The following is a 24,195-nucleotide window of genomic DNA, read 5'->3' as shown; positions in this document are numbered from 1 at the left end:
CGATGGCGGGAAAGGTTTGTGGTGCTGGTACGATGCCCAGCGCCCGAGCATGGCGAATTTATTAAACGGATATCAACAATGACCGCTCTATCTGAAGCGCCGCTGCCGGCGACTGAAAATCAACTCAGCCACCCAACGTACCGCCCCGATATCGATGGGCTTCGCGCGATCGCTGTTCTATCCGTGGTCGCATTCCACGCTTTCCCGTCCATAATTCAGGGCGGTTTTGTAGGTGTTGACGTTTTCTTTGTGATCTCCGGCTTCCTCATTTCCAGCATCATCTTCGGTAGCCTTGAGAAAAACAGCTTCAGCTTCTTGAATTTTTACACCCGCCGCGTTAACCGAATATTCCCTGCATTACTGATCATGCTGGCCGCGACCTGGATTTTCGGGTGGTTCAGTTTGCTCACTGATGAATACACGCAATTGGGCAAACACATGGCTGGCGGGGCTGCGTTTGTATCGAACTTCGTACTGCTCGGTGAATCCAGTTACTTCGATAACAGCGCCGAAACCAAGTTGCTATTGCACCTGTGGTCGCTAGGGATTGAAGAGCAGTTTTACCTGGTCTGGCCGCTTATGGTTTGGGCAGCCTGGAAAGCTCGAGTCAATGCGCTGATCTTGATAGTGCTGGTGGGTGGCATATCTTTCACGATCAATGTCATGAGCGTAAACGCCGATCCCGTGGCGACGTTCTATTCGCCACAAACCAGATTTTGGGAGTTGTTGGTGGGCTCATTGCTGGCCTATGTGACACTCCATAAATCTCAGGCTTTCCCAAGTTGGAGAGCGGCAAGCGGCCCGACAGTCAGAAATCTTCAATCGCTGGCCGGGATGGCTATGCTTATTTCAGCATTTGCCCTGACCACGAAAACCCACCAGTTCCCAGGCTGGTGGGCGCTGCTGCCTACAATCGGCGCAGCGCTGATCATCGCTGCAGGCCCTTTCGCCTGGATCAACAAAACTGTGCTATCCAGCAGGCTCCTGGTCTGGTTCGGCCTGATCAGTTTCCCATTGTATCTTTGGCATTGGCCTCTTCTATCATTTGTCCATATCTTGGAAGGGAGCACAGCCTCACCAACGACTTTGAGCCTAGCCGTTGTTATTTCCGTACTTCTGTCTTGGCTGACATATAAATTTGTCGAGCAGCCATTGCGTCTTAGCGGTTACAACAATACAAAAACAACAGCGCTGATCGCTCTCATGTTAGTTTCCGGTATAACCGGATACACCACATACGCGAATGACGGCTTCAAGTCTCGCTTAAATGACAGATCGGAATTCGCGGATTATTTTGAAAACTCTTTACCAGAACGAAAATACTTTGCAAAACTTGATCTATTCAAGAATTATCGTGGCGAATGCAATTTTCAAAATACAGCCCAGTACGTTAAAGGAAACTCAACAAATGCACCAGTCACCGAAATAGACAGCAGTTGCTATACAAAGCAATTTCCAAAAGGCAAGACGCTTTTTATTTGGGGGGACTCTCACGCTCAACAGCTTTACTCAGGACTAAGAAAAGAAATGCCTGAGAATTGGGACATTTTACAAGTCGCCAGTTCAGGATGCGTGGCGTCGCCGGATATAAATAGTCCTTCAACGACTGATTTCTGTGCGCAGTCGAACTGGTTTGCTCTAAAGCAGATAAAGCAAATAACTCCAGACGTAGTAATAGTTGGACAAAATGAGAACCATGACGCTGCAACTCTTCGACGCATCTTCGTAGTATTGAAAAAAGCTGGAGTTAAACGCGTTATTTTTACAGGACCCACACCACACTGGGCGGTTGAACTTCCTAAAATAATTATGAAATCGCTATGGATTAACACGCCAAGACGTACCAATTCAGGACTAAACACCGTAGTTATAGACCAAAATACCGAGTTGAAAAAACGTTTAGCTAACTCTGGAGCAGTATATGCGGACATCATAAACGCTTTTTGCAATAAAGATGGTTGTATGACCTATTTGGGAGATGACATTAAAACAGGCATCACTAGCTGGGATTATGGACACCTAACGCCATTAGCGTCCGAATATTTAGCAAAAAAGCTACTTGTTGATCTGGTAACTAACGAGAATTCAAAAACTGATCAAAACTAATAAAAGCCCGCTTAGTGGCGGGCCTTGTGATTACGCTGGCAATTGCGGCCACGCGGGTTCAGAAACCGTCACATCCACGGTCTGCAATGCCCGGTAATAGGCTTGCCACGCCTTGGCCTTGATTGTCTCCTCGTCAGTAGCGTCCCCGAGTTGCAAGGACATAAACAACGGTGCCATGGCTTGGGAGGCCTGGGCCAGTAACGCAGCGCGTTGAGCCTGATTGGCAGCCTCGATCTCCTCAGGAGGTAGCTGATACGGGACCGGTGCAGCGAATACAGAGCCGTCATAAGTCCAAAAACATTCCGGCTGAGGATTAAGATTTGTGATATCTACCATCTGAGCCACCATCTGAGGTGTATATCGCTGATCAATGGGAACGTACTCACCTTCATTGTTAAAAAAAGGAAGGATAATTTCAACAACAACACATCTGTCAATCAAAGCGTAAATTTTCATTTCATGCGTACTCATAAATAATAACAAGACCAGGCGCACCTGCGCCTCCTAAGAGTGCTGCACTACTTGCATTTTGGGCTGTACCTGCCCCGCCAGACCCAGGAGAGGAAGCAGCTACACCTGCCACGCCTACGCTGCTAATGCGGCCGCCGCCGCCAAAAATTGAACTCCCTCCTGCGCCGCCGATAGCAGCACCGACAGATAAAATAGTGGCAAATCCAGCAGGACCGCCGGCAGCGTTAAGCAAATTCCCACCGGTAGCAATAGCACTGCCACCGCCGCCAAGGCAACTTGAAACACCGGATATAACTGTGCCGCCGGGACCGCCGGGCGCGCTAATTAAAGCACCAAAGGAAGATGCTCCGCCGGCTCCGCCAGCTGCGCCTGACACAGGAACGCCACCAGCACCAACAGTTACCGTTAGACCAGAAAAACCAGAACTTAGGCGACTTCGACCGTACGCGCCGCCGGCTCCACCGGTCCCGATAGACGCTACACCTGCACCAGTGGCTGGAGCCCCACCGCCGGCACCACCGCCTCCATTTACTTCAACGATTATTGAGGTAGTACCAGGAGTGGGAGTATACGTTCCGCCTATTGAAAAAGTTTGAACGCCAATTAACCGGCCAACTGGCTGCCCAAAAAGTCTTTTCAATGCTGTGATCAGCTGATTATTTGCTGCCTTATTTAGCGGCACCGCAGGTAAAACGGACGCGTCGGTAATAACGGCACAAATTTCCTCTTGAACTGCAGTTAACCAGTCATCGGTGACTAGGGTTGCCTGGATACCGCCCACCGGATCGCCATCGGTGAACTTGTTGTCGACCGTAGCGCCTGGGCCGTCAATTCTGTGCATGCTTATTCCCCATATGCGAATAGCGCGATCGTGTGCGCTGGCTTCAATTGATTAATTTTGCATTCGAGGGTGTCGTTACCCCATGTGCGCAGCCGCTCACCGGCAGCCGATCGACCTGCTCGAAACTCAGTCACGCTGACCTCCGGCGCTCTGATCAACCAGGTGAAAGCCCAAGGTCCATTGGTTAGAGGGTCGCCGGCGCGTGACTTACCAGCGCGGAACGGCCGGAATACCTCGATCGTTACCGCGTACCCGAGGGATGCTGCGAGCTCGATGAAGTACGCGGGCGACTGACCACCTGTACTCGTGAGTTTTGTGAGAAGTGCGTTTTTGCGCCCCTGAAGAGTTTCCTCCAGCACGCCAGAGCATTTGTCAGGCAGGCCAGCCACTCGCTCCCAGTCCGCAAGCATCTCGTTTGTGCTCGCGGGGTTGGCCTCGATCGGCAGTGATTCGCCCCGACCATCGACGCGAGCCAGTTCGATTGACATGCCATCCAGCAAGTTGTGAAGCGTGGTACCGGCTTCCCGAGGGAATGCCTGGCCGGGGGGCAGCAGCGTTTTCAGCTGCTCCAGGTAGTCGGCAGCTGTCGGCATCACGCCTCCTTAAAAGCTGGAAAAGGTTATGGTTCCCGGTACCGCCATGTGACCGGTGGCGTGCGGAACATCTGCAGTCGGCGACGTGATAGCGTTGTCAGATTCGCCCGCAGCGATCGAGACCGCCTCTCTCAATCGGCTGATGAGGGTTGTTGCGCCCGGTTTCGAATCGCGAATGATCAAATCATCAAACTCAGCGCGAACCGCTGCTTGCACGGCCGCGGTGTTCGGCGAAAGCTTGACGGTCATATTGAGGGGATCTGCGACCGGGGCCGCCACAAATACCTCGGCGGTCACGGGGCTGCGTGCTGGGTCATCTATGTAGGCCTGCACCTCCGCGACCTTTGCCGGGGAAGGAGTGATGTCCGTTTCTCCGTCACAGACGAAAAGGACCGTCACAGTACCCGCTCCCATCTGCAGGGGGTAAACCCAGACTCTGGTAACGCCTGGCACCTCCAACGCCCAAAGTTCGTAATCGGACTCAGCCCCACCGTGCGGCGGTTTCCGGATGCGTTTCAATAAGCGACTGAGCAACTGAGGGTCAGTTTCAACATCAAGCCCACCTTCGATATCAGTTGCGGCAGAACCGGTCGATTGCACGCCAGCCAAGGGCGACAGAAGAAAAAGCGGTGTGCCTGTAGGTGTGTCGCCAGCAGCACCGGCCTCCATTGCCACAACGGCGATCTGGAGTGTGGTGCCAGAAAATTCCGTGTCCACCAAGGTGCGATACTGCACACCATCCTGACGCTGAAGAATCGTCCCCGCTGGAACTGGCCGGCCGATCGCGCCAGTGAGCAGCGCCGCACCCGTCGCATAGTCGGCAGCCTTGCGAAAAACCTTCCAGATGGCCGCCCAGCGCTCAAGATATTCCTTCTCAGCGGTGTCGATGATCGCCTGCCTGGCTGCCCATTCGAGGAAGCCGTACAGCATGTGCACTGCGCCTGCCTCTGACCGGGCGAGAATCCCCAGCAATGAGCGGCGAAGCACCGCACTTTGAACGCCTGTCACGCGGCCGCTGATGTCGGTGGTAACCCGGTCGATGAGTTCCGGTAACGTGGGTCGAGCAAATGGCATCAGGCAGCCCTCTTGCCGGCCTGAGCCGACCATTCGTAGTTGTATCGGAAGCGAACCGCGGGGCCGGTAGGCCGGTCGATATCAATCTCCAACAGCATCACGCCCATGGAGTAATACGTCGCGGTGACGCCGATCTTCGTGGAGACCACGTCGTCAATCATCCAGGCCAGCGCCTCGCGGCAGTACTGTTCCGCCCGGCTGAGGGTCTGTGGCAATTGCTTTTCACGCGCCAGCAGCCAGAGCAGTGAACCTGTCTGGTCGGTAGCTGAGGCATTGTTGATGTCGCCCCAGTAGCCTCGAAAATCATCCTGCGGGTACTCGGGCGGGATCTGTTCGGCACTGGCGCGGCGGTCGGTGAACAGGCTAATGATGACGGCAGTTTCAAGTCCGTCATCACGCTCAAGGTCGAATCCGAACAGCACCAGGTCGCCGCCGAACTCGGTCATTACCATCGCTGCATCGGCCATCAGACAGGTACTCCAGAAGACGCCGTACCGATGGTCACGCCGCCGTGCTTGTGGGTGGCCCCGATATCCTTGCCGTTGTGCTTCAGCGAGGTACCGTTGATGTCGAGTTGAGTGATGTTGAACTCGCCCACAGGCGCATCAATCTGGACTTTTGCCACGGCCGTGACCTTGATCATGTCGCGCAGCAGTTCGACCTTGTTGCCCTGGTCGTCGTAGATGGCCACCTCGCCCGGTTCCAGGCTGATGCGGTACCGGCGATCATCAACCACCAGAACAATGCCCTGCTCCCGGTTGCCACCGATGAAAGCCACAGCGACATCGCCGCCCTTCGGGTGACTGGTGAAGCCGTAGTTCTGCATGTGCTCGACACCATCGCGCAGCTCGTCCTTCAACAACTCAACCTGCAGCTGTTGACGGCCACTCGAGTCGTTGACGCCCCGCAGCACGCCCCGGCCAAACATCATCATCACGCGGTTACCGAGCTCGCGAATTGGGTTACCCATCCTTTCTGTCCTCTTCCCCGATGGCTTCCGCCCAAATGTTTCGACCGCCCTTTTTCCCTGCCTTCCCCTTCACCCCTTTATTCGAGTCAGGCGGTTCAGGCGAAAACGCCTGCGGGCTTACGATGTCGAGTTTTGTGGTGGTGCCGCCTTCGCCGCGTTCATAGGTGGCCTGGCGGATGATCATTTGCCCATCCATGCGCAACCACGGCGACTTGACCTGAACCAACATGCCCGGCTCCCACAGCGGGCCGCCCGGGGTCTGGCGCCAGCCTTGTACGGTGATGGACGCTGAAGCGGACTTGCCAAGTCGGCTGTTGGCCTCCCATGTGGCGCGCTCTTGGGCGCTACCGGACGAACTGCCGGACTCAGCAACGACCAATAGGGGGCGATAGCGCCTGATGCCGCTGTCACTGGCACCGCCTTCGATGTGCGCCTCCGTCTCGCCTTCGCTGGTCGGGTCGTATGCGGCCTGTCCCTTCACCAGGTAGTTACGGAATCGCTGACTGTGGTCAATGCTGCCCGAGGCGCTGAGGATGTTTTCGCCCTGTACCAGCCCCACTGACGCCCGCTTATTGCCGGCCCGGGTAATCAGCAGGCCGCCCGCGCCGTCCGGCATGAGCAGCAGGCGGCGCTGCCGTGCATATCGCTCGATCGCTTCGAATGCCGTTTCGCCCTGCTGCAGCTTGCACACCGGGAAAACCTCGCCCACCGGTACGTCAGCTGATACATCTACCCCGAAAGGCTTTGCCAGAATCTGGGCAAAACGGAAAAGATCGATGTTCTTCCACTCGTCCGGCGTGTGCACGGCGCTACAATCGATCAGGTCAGCCGTGCGGTCACGACCCTGAATGTTGATGGTGTGGTCGTTGGCACTGAACGAAGGTTTGAAGATATCGATGTAGCCGATCACCATCGGAATTCCGCCAAGGCGCACCTCGCAGCGGTCGCCGGGAAGGATCGGCCAAGGCTCCTCTTGTGCGGCCATTCCATCCTGCCCTTCCCAGCGCTCTGTCAGCGTCACTGTAAAAGCGCCCGAGGAAGCGTCGACCGCGCGGGTAACGCCGAGCGAAGTCCAGCCAAAATAGTTTGTCCCGTTGACCAGCAGTTCAAGGTCATCCATTTGCAAGAACCTCAAGCTGTTGGCCGCCAGTCAGAAAGCCTGGTCGCCGCGGATCGTTACGCGTCACGATGTCCTCGGCACGACTGGCATCGCCGTAAAGCTGATAGGCAACGACCAATGAAGGAAGAGTCTGTCGCGGCGAGAATGTCGCCAGACGTGGCAGGTCCTGCTCCGGAGCGGGAACGGCCTGGACCACAGCGGTCCTGAGATCAGTGACCGCGATGTAGACCGGATCGCTATTGGTCGTTTCGCTTTCCTCGTCCAGGCGGTCAGCGAGCTCAGTGCGCACGGCAATAGCCGCTTCGTAGCTGTCGTACTTCGTCGGTGAAGACGTAGTTTTCGTGCCACCGTTCGAGACATCCTCGGTCGTCTGCGTGACCACCGCCGCCACCGCTGCCTGAGAGATAGCGGCCTGGCGAACCAACCCGGCCACGGCGTTGGTGTTCGTCACTACCTGCTGACGACTTGGCGTCTTGTTGCTGGAACCACTGTCGCTGCTGGAAAAGTATTGGTTGTACAGGCTCATCAGCATTCCGAAGGAACTGCCACCGAAGGCAGACCGAATGCTGCTGATCGCATCGACGACCTGGTCGGCAAACTCGAACGGTTTCTGGATCAAGTCGAACGCGTCAGAGCCTATGCTTTTGACCTTGTCGTAATAATCAGACACCGCCTGTATGTCGCTGGAGACGATGAACTCGGGCGAACTGAGGAAATCGCTCAGCCCCTGAATTTGCGTCGTCGCGGCCTCAGCCACGAACGACGGGTAACCCTTGGTAAGGAAGTCTGAAACGAAATTCTCTTTGCCTGCCTCGGTGACTTCACCCGCCTTTGCGCTGATAGCGTTGACGCTATCGACCTTCGCCGATGGGTACGACGCCTCGCCCGCCTCCAGGAATGTCATCGTGAGGGTGCACATGCCCCCCTCTTCCGAACTTTCACTGACGGTGAGTCCACGGCACACAACCGTCAGCTCGCCGCGATACGGGTGAACCAGCACTCCCGGCCCGGGCTGTTCGCAAGCTTTGATCAGCTCCTCGCGGACGACATCGTATTCCTTGCCCAGCAAATAGCCGGTAATGCCGAACTCCCGCGACTTGCGGCCGAGGTCTTCGGTATATGGAATATCGCGCTGTGCTGTTTCGTGAACAGCCTGGCGCCGGCCGTGACTGCTGTCTGCCGTGGCCACAAAAAAGCCCACGCCGCGAAAGGTCGCGGCGCGGTAGTTGTCTCTCCAAGCCATGGGGAGCTCCGGTTATGGGGCCATCATTGAATACCCGATATCGGTGTCGAAGGTCGCGCCCTGGCTGCCCTCGGTCTTCACCTTGGAGCCAGCCGGCACGTTGTTCAGGTCGACCTGAACCCTGACCGCTTGCGGCGGTTGGGCCATTTGCTGAACAGCGTTTTGACCGATCTGCGCGGCCCGGCGACCCAGATCTGTATCGGCCGCACCAGTGGCAGCCGCGGGCGCGCCACCCTCAACGCCACCGCCGACACTTGCACCATCAATACCCAGAAGGTTCTTGGCCCAGTCAGGCAAGCCATTCTTGATGGCGGCAACTGCTTCGGAGATTTTTGCACCCAGGATTGCGCCAAGGTCCCAGCCCGTCAGGTATTTGATCAGGCCATTGAAGCTCTCCATCATGAGCGTGACGGGGTTGAATTCCTTCCACAGCTTCCAGATGCCGTTGATGATGCCGTCACTGAAAGCGGCTTTCACGCCAGCCCATTTCTCTTCGAAGAACGCGACGATGGTGTCCCAGTTCTTGTAGATGATGAATGCCGCCGCGCCAATGGCAGCGATCGCAGCCAGGAACCATCCGACCGGCGTCGTAAGAATGGCGACACCGACGCCCTTCAGTGCGACGGCGAGACTGTACAGACTCACCACAAGCCCTCCCCCGATGTAAGTGCCAACGGCGGCAAGCACCACGTTGGCGCCACCAAAGGTGTCCGACAGCATCCCGAAAACACGAATGACCGGCTGCACGCCGTCGTAGAGATCACCCAGGAAGCCGGTCACCCGCTCAATGTTGCCAGGCAGGTTCGCCGCAAACGCAGTGGCGAACGCCTCGATCTGCGGCCGGTACTTCACGATGGTCTCGATCAGTTGGGTACCAAGCTTGTTCAACTGCGGAACCAGCGCACTGCCGATGGTGTTGCCCACGCCACTCAGTGCAGCATGCAAGGTGTCCAGGGTATCGCCGAAGGTCTCGCCCTCACGAACCGCGCTATCGGAGATCACCAAACCCAGGCGACGAGCCTCGTCTGCCATTTCCTTGATGCCCGCACCGCCGCCACGGATCAGCGGCAGCAGCTCGGTTGCACTTTTGCCGAAGATCTTCACGGCGGCTTGGGCCTGGAGCGATGGGTCTTTGATCTTCGAGATGCGATCGACGAAGGTATCGAACAGTGCATCCGAACTCTTCAGCTTGCCGGATGCATCCTTGATGTTGATCCCCAGGCCTTTGAACATCTCCTTGAGTTCTTTCGAGCCTGCCGTGGCTGCGCCGACATTGATCTGCATTTTCTGCAAAGCACCGCCGAGAGTTTCTGCGGATGACCCTGTCAACTTCGCCGCAAAACTCAGCTCTTGGAACCGCTCGCGGCTGATGCCGGTCCGCTCCGCTGTATCGCCAATTGCGCCAGTTGCATCCGCGAAGCCTTGGAAGAACAGGTTCAGTGCTGCACCGGTGATGCCGAGTGTCGCCCCGAGCCCAAGTAATCTCTTGGTGCTGGACGCGACCGCGTTGCCGACTCCGCCGATGGCACCGCCAACGTTCTTCAGGCTATTGGCGAAGACCGGCAGCCCAACCCGATCGAGCGCCCCGGTAATGCCAGCACTGGCCGCCTTGACCTTGCCGAATATCCCCCGCAAAGGGGCGGTTACCCGGTCGACGGCCTTGATGATTAAGCTTAGGGAGTATCCTTTGTCTGCCATTCAACCCATTCCTCGGTGCGCTCAAGCCACCAGTTCAGCTCGTCAAAATCCATTTCCATGACTTCCGACGGCTGAACACTCATAACCTTGACGACGACTGTTACGCCTCCTTCCCACCCCCGAGGTGCTTCAGCAAAAAATCGCGGGCCTCGCCGATGACGGCGGCTTGATCGTCCTCGCTCAGCTCGTCGAGCAACGCAGGAGGATGGCCAACCATCTTGGCGCCGAGGTCAATCAGCGTGGCAAAATCCATATCCGCGCCGCCGTTGCCCTTGCCATCAGAAGTGATACGCAACGCATGGCCGCGCAGGTATTTCAGCTTGCGGGTGACGGTCAGCTCGGTAAAAGTGTCTTTACCGAAGGTGACCTGCTCAGCCAGTGGCAGAACTTTTTCCTTTGCCATTACTTCACTTCCTCGGCAGACATGCCTTCAAAGCGGCAAGCAATGTTGCCTTCTTCAGTGTTGCCGGTGCCCTCACCCGCGTACCAGGCTTCACTCAGGGTGATGACCTTGCCGTTGGAGAGCTCCAGCGTGATGGTGGCGTCGTCGAGCGTTACCAGATCTTCGAGGCTGAGCTCGTTGCGATCGCTGATCTCGCCTTCGACGAAGGGAACCTGAGGGGTCTCCTTGTAGCCATGGACCGTGTCGGCACCGACCACGCCTTCGCGCTTCGGTTTTCCGAGGTTGTAGGTCCAGTTACCCTTGGCGAAATAGATATCGCCATTGACCTTGACGGCGATGATTCCGCCGATGCGGTTTTTACCTGCCATGTGTTTCTCTCCTGGCGGTCGCCGTTACAGGCGGAACTGAATTTTGTTGGCTACGATGCGCAGTTGATTGACCAGGTCCGGCGGCAACAGCATGTCCATGCGGTTCGGGTCGCTTTCGTTTCGCTCGCCGATCAGGTTGGCTTTGAAGTCGGCCATGTTTTCGACCAACCCCAAGCGCTCCCACTCGCGGAACTTCGATACGGCTTCGGCCTTCATCAACACCGGGGTGACAACCGGCTGGCCAACGCCGTAGCGAGTGCCGTCGTTCGCCAGCTTGTGACGCGGGTACTTGCGCAGAATGTAGTCGCGCCAGTCGTGACGGATGTACATCAGGGTGAACAACGTTTCGCTGTCCAGGTAGCTGATGTCCGCGCCGCCGGCGGTGTTGGTTTTGTAGGTAGTGATCAGCCGCTCAACGACCATCGTGCCGTCGTTGTTGACCTTGCTGGTGGCGATACCATCGAACAGCAGCAGGTTGCGTTCTTGATTGGTGAACTTGTCGGCAGCCGCCGGCGCCAGGCACCACGCGTATTGCAGGTTCTGAATCGGGCGTGCCGGGTCAATCGCAGCATAGAGAGCGGCAATGGCCATGGTTTCGGCCGCCTTCTCATACGCAGGCATGGGCTCATCGTTGGCCATCATGATGACCAGATGCTGGTTGTTGTGACTGTCACCCAGCGATCCAAGCGAACCCTGCGTGCCCCGCGCGGCAGTGAAGGCATGCGCCTCGATCTCGCGATCCCAGGCGAAGCGGCTGTTGAGCTCGGTCTTCACCGTGGCCAGCGTTGCTGCGTCGGAGTACGGCAGGCCCCAGACCTGGAACCATTCATCACCCAAGGCGGCGAGCGCGGCGCCCAAGTCCGGATTACCGGCACCGCTAGCGAAGGCACTGATGGTAACCGCCACACCTGCTGGCAAAACTTGACCGGTGTAGTAGTTCACCCGGGCGTTGAGAGTATTTCCCGCCTCGCCTTTGTGGCGACTGGTCAGCGTGACGGTACCAGTTGTGGCAGTTGCGGTGACGGGCATGTCATCAGCGGCAGTGACCGCCGCGACCACGGCAGCGCCAATGGCCGTCGCAGTATCCCCACTGATCACGCCCACGGACACACGGCGGCCAGCAATCATCAGTTCGATGGTGCCCGAGGCAGTCGCGGTACCAGTGAATGCGAGGGTGGCTGTAGCGGCCACACCCGCAGCATTGTCGATCACCGGCAGCACTTGCAGCTCGGTATAGGTGTCGATGGCCATCGCGGCGCGGACCATGCCGGCCAGCATTGAGCCCTTACCGAATTGTGTGTCGGCTTGGGCTGGGCTGGTGATGCGAATCAGGGTGTTGGCAGCGGCCGGCGCGGAGGCGAGCTTTTGACCAATCAGCAATCGACGATAGCTGACAGGTTGAGGCCCGCGCACCGCCTTGCTGTTGTCGATTTCGCTGTACACGCCAGGCTTGCGGAGTGTGCCTGCGCCAGGAATCGTATCCATTCCAATGGTCATTGTTTTTCACCCTTGGTTTCGGCCTGTACTACAGCCTTTTCGATAACGACGTCACCGGCCTTTTCCTTGCGGATCCAGTAACTGTTCAGTTCCACAGGCAAACCTTCCGGCTTGATCTGTTCATAGGTGTCGGGATGTCGCACCAGGCGGCCCTCGGCCGGCTTCACGAGCACACGCGTGGTCATGGGTTCAGGTCCTCGATGATGGTTTTGGCGCGGTCAGCCGGATCCGGCTGCGCGTTGTCCAGGCTGTACTCGGTCGTAACCGTGTTCAGGCCCGGCAGGCTTTCGTTGAATAGGTCGTCGGGGTGGCGGTCGAAGTACTCAGCCTCGAAGATGAGGCGACAGGCACCGGTCAACTGCTCCGACTGATCGAGCAGCACCATGCGCGAACGCACGTATTGCAAGTCATTGACGGTGTCGCCAAGGGTGTCGTCCATGAGCAGCAGGCGTTCGACTTGTCGAGCCAGCGTATCGAGGGTGTCGTCCAGCGCTACGTTGCCTTCAGCGTGGATCTCCACCACCAACTCAACTCGGCGCCGGTACTCCCGGGGAGCTTGGTTAAAGATTTCGGCCGACTCGTCCATCGTGTAAACGATGATGGCAGGGAGTTCGTTCTGCCAGCCGTTTGAAATCAGAGGCGCTACGCGGCTGGCATATACACTGGCACCGGCATTGGTGGCGCCCAGCAAGACCGCAACGGCCTGCTTGCGGATCAGTTCTCGTGGGTGAGCCATGTTTAAACCTTACGGAGGAAGAGCGTCACACCTGCAACACCATCGGCCTGTACGTCGTTGATGGTGTACAAAACGCCGCGAGCCTGGACGCGGTCACGGCTCGTTGGTTTGTTGGGAAGATCTACCAGGCGAACGCCGAGGATGGGGTTGCTGCTCGATACCGGCGCCCCTGTCTCTGGATCAACAGAGACGTGAGCGGTATCGAAAACGGCTTGGGCCAGAGGCACGCCGGGCGCGGCGCCATCGGTCAGCCAGTACACAGCGCCCTCAGGATCGAGGGTCGCTGATGGCTCGCTGAAAGTGCGGATCGAAACGCCGAGCATGCGCTGGGCCATCGAGGCCCAGCCCATTACACCGGTGCCGGAGCGGATACGCCGTTGAGGCGGCAAGCACCGGCCGCACTCGGGTTGGCCGCGATCTCGGCGGCCACCCCAACAAGCACCAGGCCGGTGGCGGATACGTTGGTGACATCGCGGGTCGTGGTATTCATGAACACCAGATCACCAACGGTCCAGGCTTGAGCGCTGGTTTTCTTCAAATCGAAGACGCCGCGGGTTTTGAGAACGACCGGATCGCCGGCCACCTCAGTGGTAGCAGCCACACCAATGATCCCGCCGACTTTGTACAGACCGCCCGAAACGGTACCGCCACTTGGCGCGACAACGGTCAGGTTGTCACCCGCTTGGATGTAATTTTTCATGGTTCACCTATGGATACAGGGGATGGAAGTTGAAGCGGGCGCCTCTCGGCGCCCACCGGATCAGGCGCCCGGATTCTTATAGGCTGGGCGGAAGTCAATCCACGCAGCGCCGAAGACCAGGCGAGCCTTGATTTCCATGCCGTCTACCTCGAAGCCCTCGCGGGTTTCGGTGAATACGCCCTGCTCACCTTCCAGGTACGCGTACTCGAAGGTATCGACGACACCCGGTGAGGCGTACAGGTACCACTGGTTGCCGGTGATGCGAGCATCGACGATCACCGTCAGCGCAGCGTTGCGGCTGTCGTTGATGTCGGCGTTCTTGGCCGGTACGTAGTTGGAGCTGGTGAATTGATAGGCTTCCAGCTCCTTGTCTGGACCCACAATCAAAAACTCCGGCGACAGGTTGAGGAACGCACCAGCCTTGGATTTTTGCTTGCGCATCGCAGCGCGTGCAGCGGCCAACGTAGTGGTGTTGATCGCACCGCCAGACGCGGCCAAGTTGCCGTGATCGGCGTGAAAGATCGGCGTCCCATCGGTGTAGTTGGGGTTGCCCAACAACAGCGACCAGACCACATCAGACTCGGTCTGAGCAGCGGCGGCGCCCAACGCCTGCGGTACACGGGTGAATGCGCCGAGGTCGTCATTGACGATGGCTTCCCAGGTGATCGCGATAATCTTGCCGAACTTGGCGACCTTGATCGGGGCGCCCTCTTCTTCGAGGGTGCCATATTGGTACTCACCGTGTTCCTTGATTTTCTCCAGCGCGGCGATGTCGCCCAGAGCAGCCCGAGTTACTGCACGGAAGTCCGGCACGGTTGTAGGTCGGCCGAGCGGACGCCAGGTCTGCGGGGCAAGCTCGTAGGCTGCGCGCAACGTGCGATTCACAGTGCTACCCAGCAACAGCGGGAAGTCACTGGTCGAATGCATGCCAGCGGAGCGCATGGCCTGACGGTCGCAACCAAGTGCTGCTTTGGCGATTTCCGCAGGCATCAAGCCGCGGGTGTTACCACCAACCATTTCGACGCACTCGCGGGCCATGTCCACCAGACGCATGCCACGGAATTCGCGACCTGCTTCTTCCAGCTTGATGGTGGTTGGTGCGCAACGGTGGTCGAGGGCGTTCATCATCGCGGAACGCTTTGCAATCAGCACTGCGGTATCGACACCACCGACAATGGTTGGCTGGCTGTTCCGGGTTTCTGGCTGACCACCAGCCTGGCGCTCGGCAACTTTGTCGATCAGTGCGGAGCTCGCATCAGCCACCGACACACCGCGGTCGATCAGATCATCGACAACCGCATCGTCACCAAGCCCCACTTTGCGGGCCATAGTGCGAATGGTCAGGCTACGCTTGCGCTCGGCTTCAGCAGCTTCACGGCGAAGCGTTTCTTCGGCCGCGCGCTTCTCTTCTTCGGTCATTGCATCTTCCTCTTGGATAGTAGGCACGGCGGCCGGTTCTACGGTCGGCTCAACAGCTGACCGAACTTCAAAAATGGTGTTGAATCGATGGCCTTCGTACTCGGCCGGGGTTTTAGCGCTGCGAACCTTTGCGCCATCGTCGAAGCCGATCGGGACCAGGGAGAGTTCCAGTGGTTCCCAGTCGACAGCGCGGTACGTGGGTAGCTTGTCGTCTTCCTCATCGACAACTTCGTAACGGTGAACGGCGTAGCCGACGCTGATGTTGCGAAGGATGCCGTCGACAACGTCCTTGAAGACCACGTCTGCATCTTCACGCTTGCTGAACCGGACAAGAGCGTGACCCTCGCCACCCTCCAGCCAGGCCCTCTCCACTACAGCCAGAACTGCACTCAGCTGGTACTGGTTATGGGTATCGAGCAGCGGCGCCCCGTTGTTGAGCCGATCAAGACGGACTGCGCCGTCGCTGACATCCAGCTCTTCCATGTAACTGCCGACGTCCCAAGACCAGCGCCGACCTTTAGCGCCGGTCGTCCAGGTCAGTTCGACAGTTCGCGCGTCGATATCGACTGAGCCAGGCCGTACGGCCGCACGAAGGCTGAACGCCGGCGTCTCATGTGTCTTTCGCGTCATCACCTGATTCGGAGTTGGCATCGTCTGTATTCTCTTCGTTTGATGGTGGCTGACTCGGCGAACCTGCGGCCGCTACTCGGCGCGGGTCGCAATCCAGCACCAACCCGTACTTGTCGATCATTTCGTTCGATTTCTTGATCTGCTCGGCATGCCGTTTTGGGTCCGTGATCCCGAGCTCGCGTAGGGCATCAGGCCAGGTGGTCAGGCCGTTGCGCACGCGGGTGATGACGTTCTCCGTTTCCGCTTTTGGGTCGACCATGTCGCGGCGCGGCGGTACCCAGTAAGCTTTGACGTCGTCGGTGACACCGGCAGGCAGTAGTACCTGAGCTTCCATAAACCAGCGCCAGACTTGATCGCACAGTTGAGGAATCAACATCCGCCACTGCCAAACATCCACCCGGCGAGCGAAGTGCAACCACCCCATTCGCCCGCTCGAAAAGTTGACGCCCTTGAGGTCGCCAGTAAGCAATTCATACGGAACGCCTAAGCCGACGGCCATGGCGTGAAGTTGCTGCCAGGAATATGTCGTGTAGCCGTTGAATGTCGGAGGCGTGCCGAAACTGACACTTTCTCCAAACCCCAACTCCTGAACAATCCCAGGTTCAACACGATCAATAAGTGGAGGCTTCTTGCCACCTGGCGCGGCTGTGTTTTCGTCTTTGGTAACGAATGCGGCGAAGCAGGCAGCGACCTTCGCCTGATCCATCACGGCGTCTTCCATTTCGTCGAATTTGCGCATGCGCTGGATGACCGGTGCCAGCCAGCTATAACCGCGAGCCTGGCCTGGGCGTTTTCGCAGGAAGACATGAATCACATCTTCTGCGGGGACCCTGCGAGACTGAAGCGAACCCCAAGCGGCGTTTGCTCCTGGATGTTCGTCAAACAGCCAATAAGCGACACGCCGACCAAGCGCGTCGAATTCAACGCCTTGAATAATGCGGTTGCTGCCGACGATTTGTGCTTTGGACTCATCAAGAAAATCGGCTTCAAGAACCTGAAGTTGCAGGGGTACTGGAAGACCATCGGAACTAAATCGACGACGACGGCGAACAAGACACTCGCCACTTTCAGCTACTGCTTCCGTGATCATGTGCTGGAGGCCGTAGAAATTATCCAGCCCATCAGCATCACAGTCAGTCGTCTCTGCCCAAGCCTTCCATAAATCAACCAGCCGTAGGTTGTCCCGGTCACGCTTCGCCATTGGAAGCGGAACGATGCCCACGCCCGCTACGTTATCGGCAATGCCCGTGATACCCCGCTCGCCGAATGGATTATTTCGACGCTGGTCCCGTGCCCGGTTACGAAGAATAGCTAGGGCCGGGGCGTTCTCAACGTTGGCATCGGCACCAGTCGCACGCCAGCCATCATTACGGCGACCGCCGGCGGCGCCTTCAAACCGACGCTCAATCATTTGCAACGCTAAGTCAGTGCGCGCTTTCTTCAACCGCTGCTCTGAACGCTTGGCTGCGAACCCGGGGAATAGATCATCAATCATCCCCATGTCAGTACCCCTTGGAGAAGGAGGCGTACCGACGGCCGCCGTCGTTGCAGGAATTCAATCCAAGCTCGGTGGCCATCAGTTTTAGGATCCGCATCATCTCGTCGAGTGATCGGTAGGTGACGCTCTTGTCGGCATAGCGGACCGACAACGCGCCTTCGGCGATGGCCGCCTGTAGGGCGCTGTATTGCTCGATCGTGTAGGCCATCAGTTTTTATTCCAGTGAGAGGATTTCTTCCGCGGCCGTTCTTCAGCGTCCGGATCATTGCCACCAGGTACAGCAGCGACCAACAGATCGAGATCGAGCCCGAACCGCTGCTGGCAGATGCGCAGTGCGGCGAGCGCGTACACGAAGCAATCGAGCGCCTCGTTTCGGCGGCCGCCACTGTCCCAGCGCATGACACGCTTGCCTTTGGAGATGGCTGCTTTTTTCTTTTCTGAGGTGAGTTGCTTCACCTCTGGCTCGTCGCAGATCTTGTCGTTAGCCGGAAGGTGAACAACCCCTGGCTGCGAAACGCCAGCCTGGGACGCAGCCGTATCGATGGGCAGTCCCATCCGGCTGTACAGCAGCTCTTTGGCGTTGTCGGTGCCGACCTCGGTGAGGAAAACCTTGTGCACCTTGTTCTTCGTACGCGGGAAGTTCGCGATCGGCTTGCCATAGATGGTCGCACCACGAATTGGAACGACCCAATGCACGCCGTGTTTGCGGCTCTCGGCATAGACCTCATCGGCATAGTGGCCCCCGGCGTCCCACGCCCAGCGCTCCACCTTCATGATGGTGCCATCCACACGGGTGAACTGCCGATGCAGCTCGAGGCCAACCTTGCGGCGTAACTCTTCGCTGGCCGGGTCGCCCATCAGGATGAAGCGATGGACCAGCCAAGCTTCCTCGCCTGGACCGAAGGCCCAGACGCGCCCCTCGAAACGGTCGTCCTGAGTATCGATGCCACCGACCAGGACCAGGCCGAGGGCCGGGACCTGCGGATAAACTTCGCGGCGCCCGTACAGAACTTCGGAGTCGAGCTTCTCGCCCTGGTCGTCGTCCCACGTTTCGCCGCGGGTGGTGTTGATGAAGGTGATCAGCTTCGAGACGTCGCCTTTCACCTTCAGCCATTCTTCTGCCAGGCTGAGCCACGTGCTCCAGGTGCTGTAGATCGCCCAGATACTGAAGCTGACGGAGCGAGGGGTGCGGATGATTTCGTCATCAGCGCCAAACCAGTCCATGCCGTCGCGAGTCCAGATGCCGGTGTGTTCGCAAATCCAGCGGCCGGTCTTGGAAGACTCGACCATCTCGTTGTGCCAGATGATGCAGGCGGCGTGCTCGCACACGTACCAGGCTTTCTCGGCCTCACCGAGCGCGTTCTTTTCCCACTTGAGGCCGAATTCGCAATCCTTGCCGCCCCATTTGAGTGACTGCTCCTGCCGGCAGTGCGGACAGTTGATGTGGAACTTGAGCAGGTAGGGCGACTCTTCGACGGCCTTGGTGATCTGGCAGGAACCAACGCGCTTCGGCGTTGAGCCGCGAATTGACTTGGGGTAGATCGCACCGTTGAGTCGCTTGTCGCCCAGAGTGATCGGCGCGCCCTCGCCTTCGACGCTTTCGTCAAAGTTTGAGAGCTCGTCGTAAATCACCTCGTCGGCTGATTTCTCACGGTAGTTGCGCGAAGCCTTGCCGCCCCGGATCCAGAGTGTCCGCCGGTTCGCGAATATCTTCTGGTCGAGGGTGTTGTCGCTGTGCTTGCGGCCGAACCACGGAGCCAAGTCGCCCAGCACTGGTACGTCACGGACCATGCCGTTGACGTGGCTCTTGCTGATGTCCTCGGCGTCCGGGTCAGTCGGGCTCCACATCATGACGTTGCGGCGCTTGTGCTGGATCTTGTAGCCGATGTTCGCCATCAACAGCTTGGTGTAACCGATCCGCGCCGACTTGATGAAGTTGACGACGTTGATCAGGTCGTTGCCCATGCTGTTCAGGATCGCAACCTGGAACGGCTCGGTCGTCCACTTGCCCTCGTTGTAGGAGGACTCCGCGGACATGTAGAAATTTGCATCCGCCCATTCGACGGCGGTTTGCGGTGGTTCTTTATAGAGCGCCTGGAGTCCTAGCTTGATCGACTTGCGCAGATCATTCAGCCATGGACTCAACGTACTCATCTAATAATTCCGGAAGTTGCTCACCAAAGCTGGCGGCAATATTTCGAGCAAGCGCGATCTCCCGCTCCACCGACTCGATGATTCGAGGGTCAACCTCAGGGTGACGACGGGTGACGGTCTTGCCGACGGTGTCCAGTTTCGAGCCGATCTGTGCGGCGATTTTGGCAAGGGCAAATGTGGCGAACGGGACCGGAACCAGTTGCTTGTCCAGCACCAGGTTCTTCTTCTCCTGGGCGATGCGTTGAGCAGCGGTGAGTCCGCGGCGCTCTTCGAGCAGTTGATACTCGACCAACGGATTCGGAGCTTCGGTTCCATCACCCGCCGGTTGTTGTTTCCGTTGCGAGTGTTCAACGCGGTTTTCGACCACGTTCTGAACGGTGTAGAACGCCTCTCGACCGATGCGTGCGACAGGCGCAACTCCCCATTTGTCAAAGGCTTGCGGGGAAATCCCAAGGCTCGAAGCCATCTCGGATTTGTTCAACCACCCGCGTTGTTTGGTTGTTTCGTTTTTGGCCATGATTAAACAACAACCAACCTCTGAAAAAAGGTCATACATATTTGATGGGCGGGGCCCGAATTACCCGCATGGGGCTGGGGGCCTGGGAAGGACCCAAAGGGGGGGGTGGCCCCTGCCCTGCCCGTCAGCCCCGAGCTGACGACAGCGCCTGATCCATCGCGCTGGCGAACTCTCGCTCACGGTTCGCCTTCACGATGTTGTCTGCGATCTTGTAGAACGGAATGATCACTCGATACCCGGGCTCGCTATCACTGAAGATGAAGACAGGGCGAACGGCATCACCGAACGCAGTCTTCTTCCTCTCCCAGATACCTTGGGTACCATCGACATCACCCGCGAAATACTTCTCGGCGTTGCCCTTGCGCTTACTGCGCTTGCTGCCCGTGGCATTGGCTCCCACGCCACCGACAGTCTCGGCAGCGCCAAGGCCTGACAGGATCTTCATGATCGTGCCGCGTGGTACGTTGCCGAATTGGTTTAGCGCTGATGGCGCCGGTATTGCGTACTGCCCTGGCTGCATCAGGCCTTTCGCGATGAGGGCTTTTTCGAAACGTTTGTGTGGTCGTCGCCCGCCCTTCACTGCCTGCTGAAGGTAAGTATCAGCGGGAACGCCAGAGGTCCACGCATCCTTGAAAAAGGTCCGCGCCTCGGGCTTTTCCTTCTTGGCGACCTTCACGTAGAGGCTGTTCATTGTGGTGTTAGTCGGCTGATCCAGGCGCTGCCGCATGACGGATAGCTCGCCTTTCTTCACCAACACTGCCAATCGGGTAGCCATCAACGCAAAAGCGAAGGGCAACTGCTTGGCACCCAAAGTACGCAAGGCTTTCGACAGCTCTTCCACATTGGTGCTGGCATCGATCTTGACCATGCCTCACCTCGTAGATTTAGTGCTTTCTGCGATCTATCTTGTCCGGGCCGTACTGCCTGTCACAGCCAATGCAGTGCTCGCAATTCAGTGTTCGACACAGCCAGACCTTTACCTTCTGCCACCAGGTAACCATGAACACGTGCCGAACTCCTGCCAATGCCAGAGCCACATGCAGCGTCACGCCAGCAGTGGTCGGGCCGATGAAAACGTTCTGAGTGCGGGTCATCACCACGAAGCCGCTGATGGCAACCGTGGAGTAAATCAGCTTCCCAAGGATGCCGTCCCTTACCTTGCCACTCAGCACGCACCAAGTTGCCCACAGCGCTATCAGCCCGCAGGCGATGGAGCTGATCAGTTCGTAGTTCATGGCGGGTTGCCTCCCCCAAACCGCTGGCGGATGAACGCCCAGAGGTCAGCGGCTTTAATGGCGCGGGTGATTGCAGCGATCAATGATCCGCCGAACGTACCGAGTAGAAACCCGACTCCAGCGACACTGCGAGGCTCGACCACACCGAAGTAGGAGCTGATCAAGCCGGTTAGGTAATGCGCACAGACTGCGCCGGAGAAAATGAAAATTGCCCAGGCCTTTCGGTCTACCAGGTCATCCCGGTGCCAGAAGCTGGCAGCGATGGCACCCAATAGTCCGGCGAATGCCCAGTCGAGCTTTTCGAACAGGCGCTGTAGAAACTCCATGCGCTCGACTCCGTGGGGCATGTCTTAAATAGAATCGGCTCCAACAGCACTCCCAGCTCGGAGCAATGGGTGTGGTGGAGCCGAAAACGAAAAAAGCCCCGGCGTATGCCGAGGCTTTGAATTGGTGCAGATGGCCGGTGCTGATCTCCGGCTTCGAGGGGAACCGTAGCGTAATGAGTGGCCGGTACCGCTCTTCGATCTCTTCCAGCCTGTAGCGCATCAGCCTGCGCATTCATCCGCATTACAGAATGCAAAAAGCCCAACTCAGGGTCGGGCTTTGCTCGCGGAAAAACCGCAAAGTAACTGAAATCTATATACCGACCCCGGTCCTGTCAAGCGGCCTCTCGACGAATATCTAAAGCCCCATCAATCCACGCAATTCCGGCCTTCCAAAGTTGCCTAGTCTTCTCTTCACCGAAGCCCAGTTTCTTGCCTACGTCGACCAGCGCCTTGTCACGTGCGGTGTAGTACTTCATTAGCACGTTACCGCATTCCGGGTACCGCTTGAGCAGGCGGCCCATCAAGCCATCGATCATCAGCGCGTCGTCGTCGGTGATCATCGGCGTATGCAGAGTGTTTTCGCGGGATGCGCAGCAGGACACGCCTGAGCCCAACACCACCCAGCGACCCCAATGTTCCAGCAGGTCTTCAGAAGTGCGCTCGGTGAAGCTTTTTGTTCTCGCCATGATTCAATCCCCCTTGAAAGACGAGCGGCCGGCGCCGCGACTATTGCACTGCTGGTACTGCTCGACGGTGTCGTTCGCTGCCGGTGTCAGGGTTGCGAGGTGACGCTCCCGACGCAGCAGCATGCCCAACTGCACCGCCAGGTCTTCCACCGGCAACGGCTCCAGGGTGATTGCGTGCACCAGACCGGAAGCGTGACAGCCGATGCAGTCGAGCTGGTGGAACACACCTTGGATGATCCCCTTCCCGGCACAGGACGGGCAGTCGGTGAGAGGGATCAGGCAACGCACAAAGGCGGGGCCGTGGGTCTTTTTATCCATTTTTAAACCTCGCCTATGGTTGATTCTTGAATGGCCTCGCATGCCTTGTGTTCCGTGGCTTCTAGAGAATTACCGAAATCTCCCGTTCTAAAGCCGGTCAATCCGTGAATCAGGTCAAAGCCACGTTGGTCTAGATACGCATGCCACTTCTCCAGGGCATCACGTTTGCGACTCATCACGTCGGACTGGATGTACACCTTCACGTTGTGGCCCATGGCATGGTTGATCAGCAGCTCACCGATCAGGTGGTCGATGCCGATGTCTGCCCAGCCGGTGCGTGCCACCTTGCGCAGGTCATGACTGGTCCACTCGCCCTGCCCCAGTCGTGTGAACACGGCACTGGCCTGACCTTCACTGAGCGCCTTGCCGTTGCGTGCCGGAAACAGGTACTGGCCGTCGTAGCCATTCGCCCACTGGAGCTCGCGGTAGCTGATCATCAACTGGCGCACCTGGTCGGTCAGTGGCAAGTGATGCTCGACGCCGGTCTTGGTGTTCGCGGCCGGGATGAACCACTCACGTTCGGCCAGGCTGATGTGCGACCACTGGGCCTGCCGTGTCTCGCCGATGCGGGTGCCGTGGCAGAGCATCATCAAGGCGAGCATGGCATCCGCCGGCGCGCTGGCCTTGGCCTCCAGCAGCAGGGCAATCAGGTCATGCAACTGGGTGACGCGCAGCCGGGACGGCTTCACACCGACCTTGGCCTTGGAGAAGTCGCTGAATTTGACGTCCTTCATCGGGTTGACCGAGATCAGCCGCAGCTTAAAGGCCTGACGGAAGGCCAAGGCCAGCAACTGGAACGCAGAGCGCACGTAATCGATGCCGATGGTTTCCTGCGCCGGCCACATGAACTTGTCATCGAGCGTGGCCTTGTTGATGGATGCCAGCGGCACGTCGCCCAGCAGCGGCTTCAGGTGGCACTTGATCAGCGAGGCGCCCGTCTTCTTGCGCTTGCTCGACAGGCTGCGGTCGCGAGCCATCCGGTCGGCGTACCAGTCGAGCAGCTCATCAGTCAGCACCCACTTCGACAGGTTGGAGCCCTCACCCGCTTCCAGGCGCAGGCGAATGCCCGGCAAGGCCGCGACTACCTGCTTGGTGTTCAGGTCGGGGTAGTTGCCGATCAGCTTCCACTCGCCCTTGGTCACCAGGTACCAGGACGCGCGATCGCGAGCCTTGGTGAAGCGTAGGTACAGGCCGCGATTGTCGGTATCACGCAGATCGCGGACGTTGCCGCTGGCTTGGCGTTTGATCTCGGCGTCAGACAACTTCACGGCCGCGCTGCTCATGGCTTCGCCTCCGTGCAGAAATCGAACGCCCAGCAACCGCTACCCCATGTCCAAATTGCCCAAGGTTTCGTGAATGATATCCAGCGCCCTACAACGTCACGAAACCCCGCGCGACTCCCGCAATGTCCACATACCCGCCTGTGCGAGAAAGAATTTTCAAACTTGGCAGCGAATGGGCAGTCATGCACTTTTAGGCAGTCCACGCAGATTACGACGTTTTGATACTGCCCTGCCGAAGCCTTCAGGTCGTCCATTTGCCGGAGTAACCGATCGAAGTTTGGCGTTGTGAGCTGAGATGCATCCATGGAT

28 protein-coding genes are annotated in these 24,195 nt (G+C 58.0%); 1 reads left to right on the top strand and 27 read right to left on the bottom strand.

Annotated features, from left to right (window positions below):
• The first annotated feature begins 78 nt into the window (after positions 1 to 78).
• On the top strand, positions 79 to 2,106 hold the full coding sequence (locus V6Z53_RS12875) for an acyltransferase family protein (RefSeq protein ID WP_338585885.1): 2,028 nt from the start codon (positions 79 to 81) through the stop codon (positions 2,104 to 2,106).
• Between the two features lie 30 nt (positions 2,107 to 2,136).
• Here the strand turns inward: V6Z53_RS12875 and V6Z53_RS12870 are convergent, their stop codons facing one another.
• From V6Z53_RS12870 to V6Z53_RS12740, 27 genes are all read right to left on the bottom strand, one after another.
• Complete coding sequence (locus tag V6Z53_RS12870; protein ID WP_338585884.1) at positions 2,137 to 2,601, bottom strand: tail fiber assembly protein; 465 nt, start codon at positions 2,599 to 2,601, stop codon at positions 2,137 to 2,139.
• Entirely contained in the window at positions 2,564 to 3,418 is an 855-nt protein-coding gene (locus V6Z53_RS12865; protein ID WP_338585883.1) for a hypothetical protein, read from the bottom strand. The genes V6Z53_RS12870 and V6Z53_RS12865 overlap by 38 nt, the downstream gene beginning before the upstream one ends.
• Positions 3,419 to 3,420: 2 nt before the next feature.
• Positions 3,421 to 4,011 (bottom strand): putative phage tail protein, encoded by a 591-nt coding sequence (locus V6Z53_RS12860; protein WP_338585882.1) that lies wholly within the window; start codon positions 4,009 to 4,011, stop codon positions 3,421 to 3,423.
• Positions 4,012 to 4,020: 9 nt separating this feature from the next.
• Positions 4,021 to 5,085: a baseplate J/gp47 family protein gene (locus V6Z53_RS12855; protein WP_338585881.1), complete on the bottom strand. Its 1,065-nt coding sequence runs from the start codon at positions 5,083 to 5,085 to the stop codon at positions 4,021 to 4,023.
• Positions 5,085 to 5,552 (bottom strand): phage GP46 family protein, encoded by a 468-nt coding sequence (locus V6Z53_RS12850; protein ID WP_338585880.1) that lies wholly within the window; start codon positions 5,550 to 5,552, stop codon positions 5,085 to 5,087. The genes V6Z53_RS12855 and V6Z53_RS12850 overlap by 1 nt, the downstream gene beginning before the upstream one ends.
• Entirely contained in the window at positions 5,552 to 6,055 is a 504-nt protein-coding gene (locus V6Z53_RS12845; protein WP_338585879.1) for a phage baseplate assembly protein V, read from the bottom strand. The genes V6Z53_RS12850 and V6Z53_RS12845 overlap by 1 nt, the downstream gene beginning before the upstream one ends.
• On the bottom strand, positions 6,048 to 7,175 hold the full coding sequence (locus V6Z53_RS12840; RefSeq protein WP_338585878.1) for a phage baseplate assembly protein: 1,128 nt from the start codon (positions 7,173 to 7,175) through the stop codon (positions 6,048 to 6,050). The genes V6Z53_RS12845 and V6Z53_RS12840 overlap by 8 nt, the downstream gene beginning before the upstream one ends.
• Positions 7,168 to 8,418, bottom strand: a complete 1,251-nt coding sequence (locus tag V6Z53_RS12835) for a DNA circularization N-terminal domain-containing protein (protein ID WP_338585877.1) — start codon at positions 8,416 to 8,418, stop codon at positions 7,168 to 7,170. Before V6Z53_RS12835 ends, V6Z53_RS12840 begins: the two co-directional genes overlap by 8 nt.
• Before the next feature lie 12 nt (positions 8,419 to 8,430).
• Positions 8,431 to 10,116, bottom strand: coding sequence for a phage tail tape measure protein (locus V6Z53_RS12830; protein ID WP_338585876.1), 1,686 nt, complete (start codon positions 10,114 to 10,116; stop codon positions 8,431 to 8,433).
• A 100-nt stretch (positions 10,117 to 10,216) separates the two neighbouring features.
• Positions 10,217 to 10,519 carry a hypothetical protein gene (locus V6Z53_RS12825; RefSeq protein ID WP_338585875.1) on the bottom strand — a complete coding sequence of 101 codons (303 nt, stop codon included), beginning with the start codon at positions 10,517 to 10,519 and terminating at the stop codon, positions 10,217 to 10,219.
• Positions 10,519 to 10,887 (bottom strand): phage tail tube protein, encoded by a 369-nt coding sequence (locus V6Z53_RS12820; RefSeq protein ID WP_338585874.1) that lies wholly within the window; start codon positions 10,885 to 10,887, stop codon positions 10,519 to 10,521. The genes V6Z53_RS12825 and V6Z53_RS12820 overlap by 1 nt, the downstream gene beginning before the upstream one ends.
• A 24-nt stretch (positions 10,888 to 10,911) precedes the next feature.
• The gene (locus V6Z53_RS12815) at positions 10,912 to 12,372 is read right to left on the bottom strand and encodes a phage tail sheath subtilisin-like domain-containing protein (protein ID WP_338585872.1); all 1,461 of its coding nucleotides are present in this window, start codon (positions 12,370 to 12,372) and stop codon (positions 10,912 to 10,914) included.
• Positions 12,373 to 12,380: 8 nt separating this feature from the next.
• Positions 12,381 to 12,569, bottom strand: coding sequence for a DUF2635 domain-containing protein (locus tag V6Z53_RS12810; protein ID WP_338585871.1), 189 nt, complete (start codon positions 12,567 to 12,569; stop codon positions 12,381 to 12,383).
• Positions 12,566 to 13,120: a hypothetical protein gene (locus V6Z53_RS12805; protein ID WP_338585869.1), complete on the bottom strand. Its 555-nt coding sequence runs from the start codon at positions 13,118 to 13,120 to the stop codon at positions 12,566 to 12,568. Before V6Z53_RS12805 ends, V6Z53_RS12810 begins: the two co-directional genes overlap by 4 nt.
• Before the next feature lie 2 nt (positions 13,121 to 13,122).
• On the bottom strand, positions 13,123 to 13,470 hold the full coding sequence (locus V6Z53_RS12800) for a hypothetical protein (RefSeq protein WP_338585868.1): 348 nt from the start codon (positions 13,468 to 13,470) through the stop codon (positions 13,123 to 13,125).
• A complete protein-coding gene (locus V6Z53_RS12795; protein WP_338585867.1) occupies positions 13,470 to 13,820 on the bottom strand; it encodes a DUF2190 family protein in 351 nt (116 codons plus the stop codon). The genes V6Z53_RS12800 and V6Z53_RS12795 overlap by 1 nt, the downstream gene beginning before the upstream one ends.
• 60 nt (positions 13,821 to 13,880) lie before the next feature.
• On the bottom strand, positions 13,881 to 15,869 hold the full coding sequence (locus V6Z53_RS12790; RefSeq protein WP_338585866.1) for a prohead protease/major capsid protein fusion protein: 1,989 nt from the start codon (positions 15,867 to 15,869) through the stop codon (positions 13,881 to 13,883).
• The gene (locus V6Z53_RS12785; protein WP_338585864.1) at positions 15,850 to 17,370 is read right to left on the bottom strand and encodes a phage portal protein; all 1,521 of its coding nucleotides are present in this window, start codon (positions 17,368 to 17,370) and stop codon (positions 15,850 to 15,852) included. Before V6Z53_RS12785 ends, V6Z53_RS12790 begins: the two co-directional genes overlap by 20 nt.
• Position 17,371: 1 nt before the next feature.
• The gene (locus tag V6Z53_RS12780; protein WP_338585863.1) at positions 17,372 to 17,575 is read right to left on the bottom strand and encodes a hypothetical protein; all 204 of its coding nucleotides are present in this window, start codon (positions 17,573 to 17,575) and stop codon (positions 17,372 to 17,374) included.
• On the bottom strand, positions 17,575 to 19,521 hold the full coding sequence (locus V6Z53_RS12775; RefSeq protein WP_338585862.1) for a terminase gpA endonuclease subunit: 1,947 nt from the start codon (positions 19,519 to 19,521) through the stop codon (positions 17,575 to 17,577). The genes V6Z53_RS12780 and V6Z53_RS12775 overlap by 1 nt, the downstream gene beginning before the upstream one ends.
• Positions 19,493 to 20,038 (bottom strand): terminase small subunit, encoded by a 546-nt coding sequence (locus V6Z53_RS12770; RefSeq protein ID WP_338585861.1) that lies wholly within the window; start codon positions 20,036 to 20,038, stop codon positions 19,493 to 19,495. The genes V6Z53_RS12775 and V6Z53_RS12770 overlap by 29 nt, the downstream gene beginning before the upstream one ends.
• Positions 20,039 to 20,162: 124 nt before the next feature.
• Positions 20,163 to 20,906, bottom strand: a complete 744-nt coding sequence (locus V6Z53_RS12765) for a hypothetical protein (protein WP_338585860.1) — start codon at positions 20,904 to 20,906, stop codon at positions 20,163 to 20,165.
• Positions 20,907 to 20,922: 16 nt separating this feature from the next.
• Entirely contained in the window at positions 20,923 to 21,273 is a 351-nt protein-coding gene (locus tag V6Z53_RS12760) for a hypothetical protein (protein ID WP_338585859.1), read from the bottom strand.
• The gene (locus tag V6Z53_RS12755) at positions 21,270 to 21,599 is read right to left on the bottom strand and encodes an MFS transporter (RefSeq protein WP_186639173.1); all 330 of its coding nucleotides are present in this window, start codon (positions 21,597 to 21,599) and stop codon (positions 21,270 to 21,272) included. The genes V6Z53_RS12760 and V6Z53_RS12755 overlap by 4 nt, the downstream gene beginning before the upstream one ends.
• A gap of 332 nt (positions 21,600 to 21,931) precedes the next feature.
• Positions 21,932 to 22,285 (bottom strand): antiterminator Q family protein, encoded by a 354-nt coding sequence (locus V6Z53_RS12750; RefSeq protein WP_150704043.1) that lies wholly within the window; start codon positions 22,283 to 22,285, stop codon positions 21,932 to 21,934.
• A gap of 3 nt (positions 22,286 to 22,288) precedes the next feature.
• Positions 22,289 to 22,603 (bottom strand): hypothetical protein, encoded by a 315-nt coding sequence (locus V6Z53_RS12745; protein WP_338585857.1) that lies wholly within the window; start codon positions 22,601 to 22,603, stop codon positions 22,289 to 22,291.
• 2 nt (positions 22,604 to 22,605) lie between these two features.
• Entirely contained in the window at positions 22,606 to 23,886 is a 1,281-nt protein-coding gene (locus V6Z53_RS12740; RefSeq protein ID WP_338585856.1) for a tyrosine-type recombinase/integrase, read from the bottom strand.
• Positions 23,887 to 24,195 lie beyond the last annotated feature (309 nt).

Origin of the sequence: Pseudomonas sp. MAG733B (genome assembly GCF_036884845.1) — a bacterium.
In the GTDB taxonomy this organism is placed as follows: domain Bacteria; phylum Pseudomonadota; class Gammaproteobacteria; order Pseudomonadales; family Pseudomonadaceae; genus Aquipseudomonas.
The sequence above is the reverse complement of the archived record's forward strand: the minus strand, read 5'-3'. Positions and strand labels throughout refer to the sequence as shown.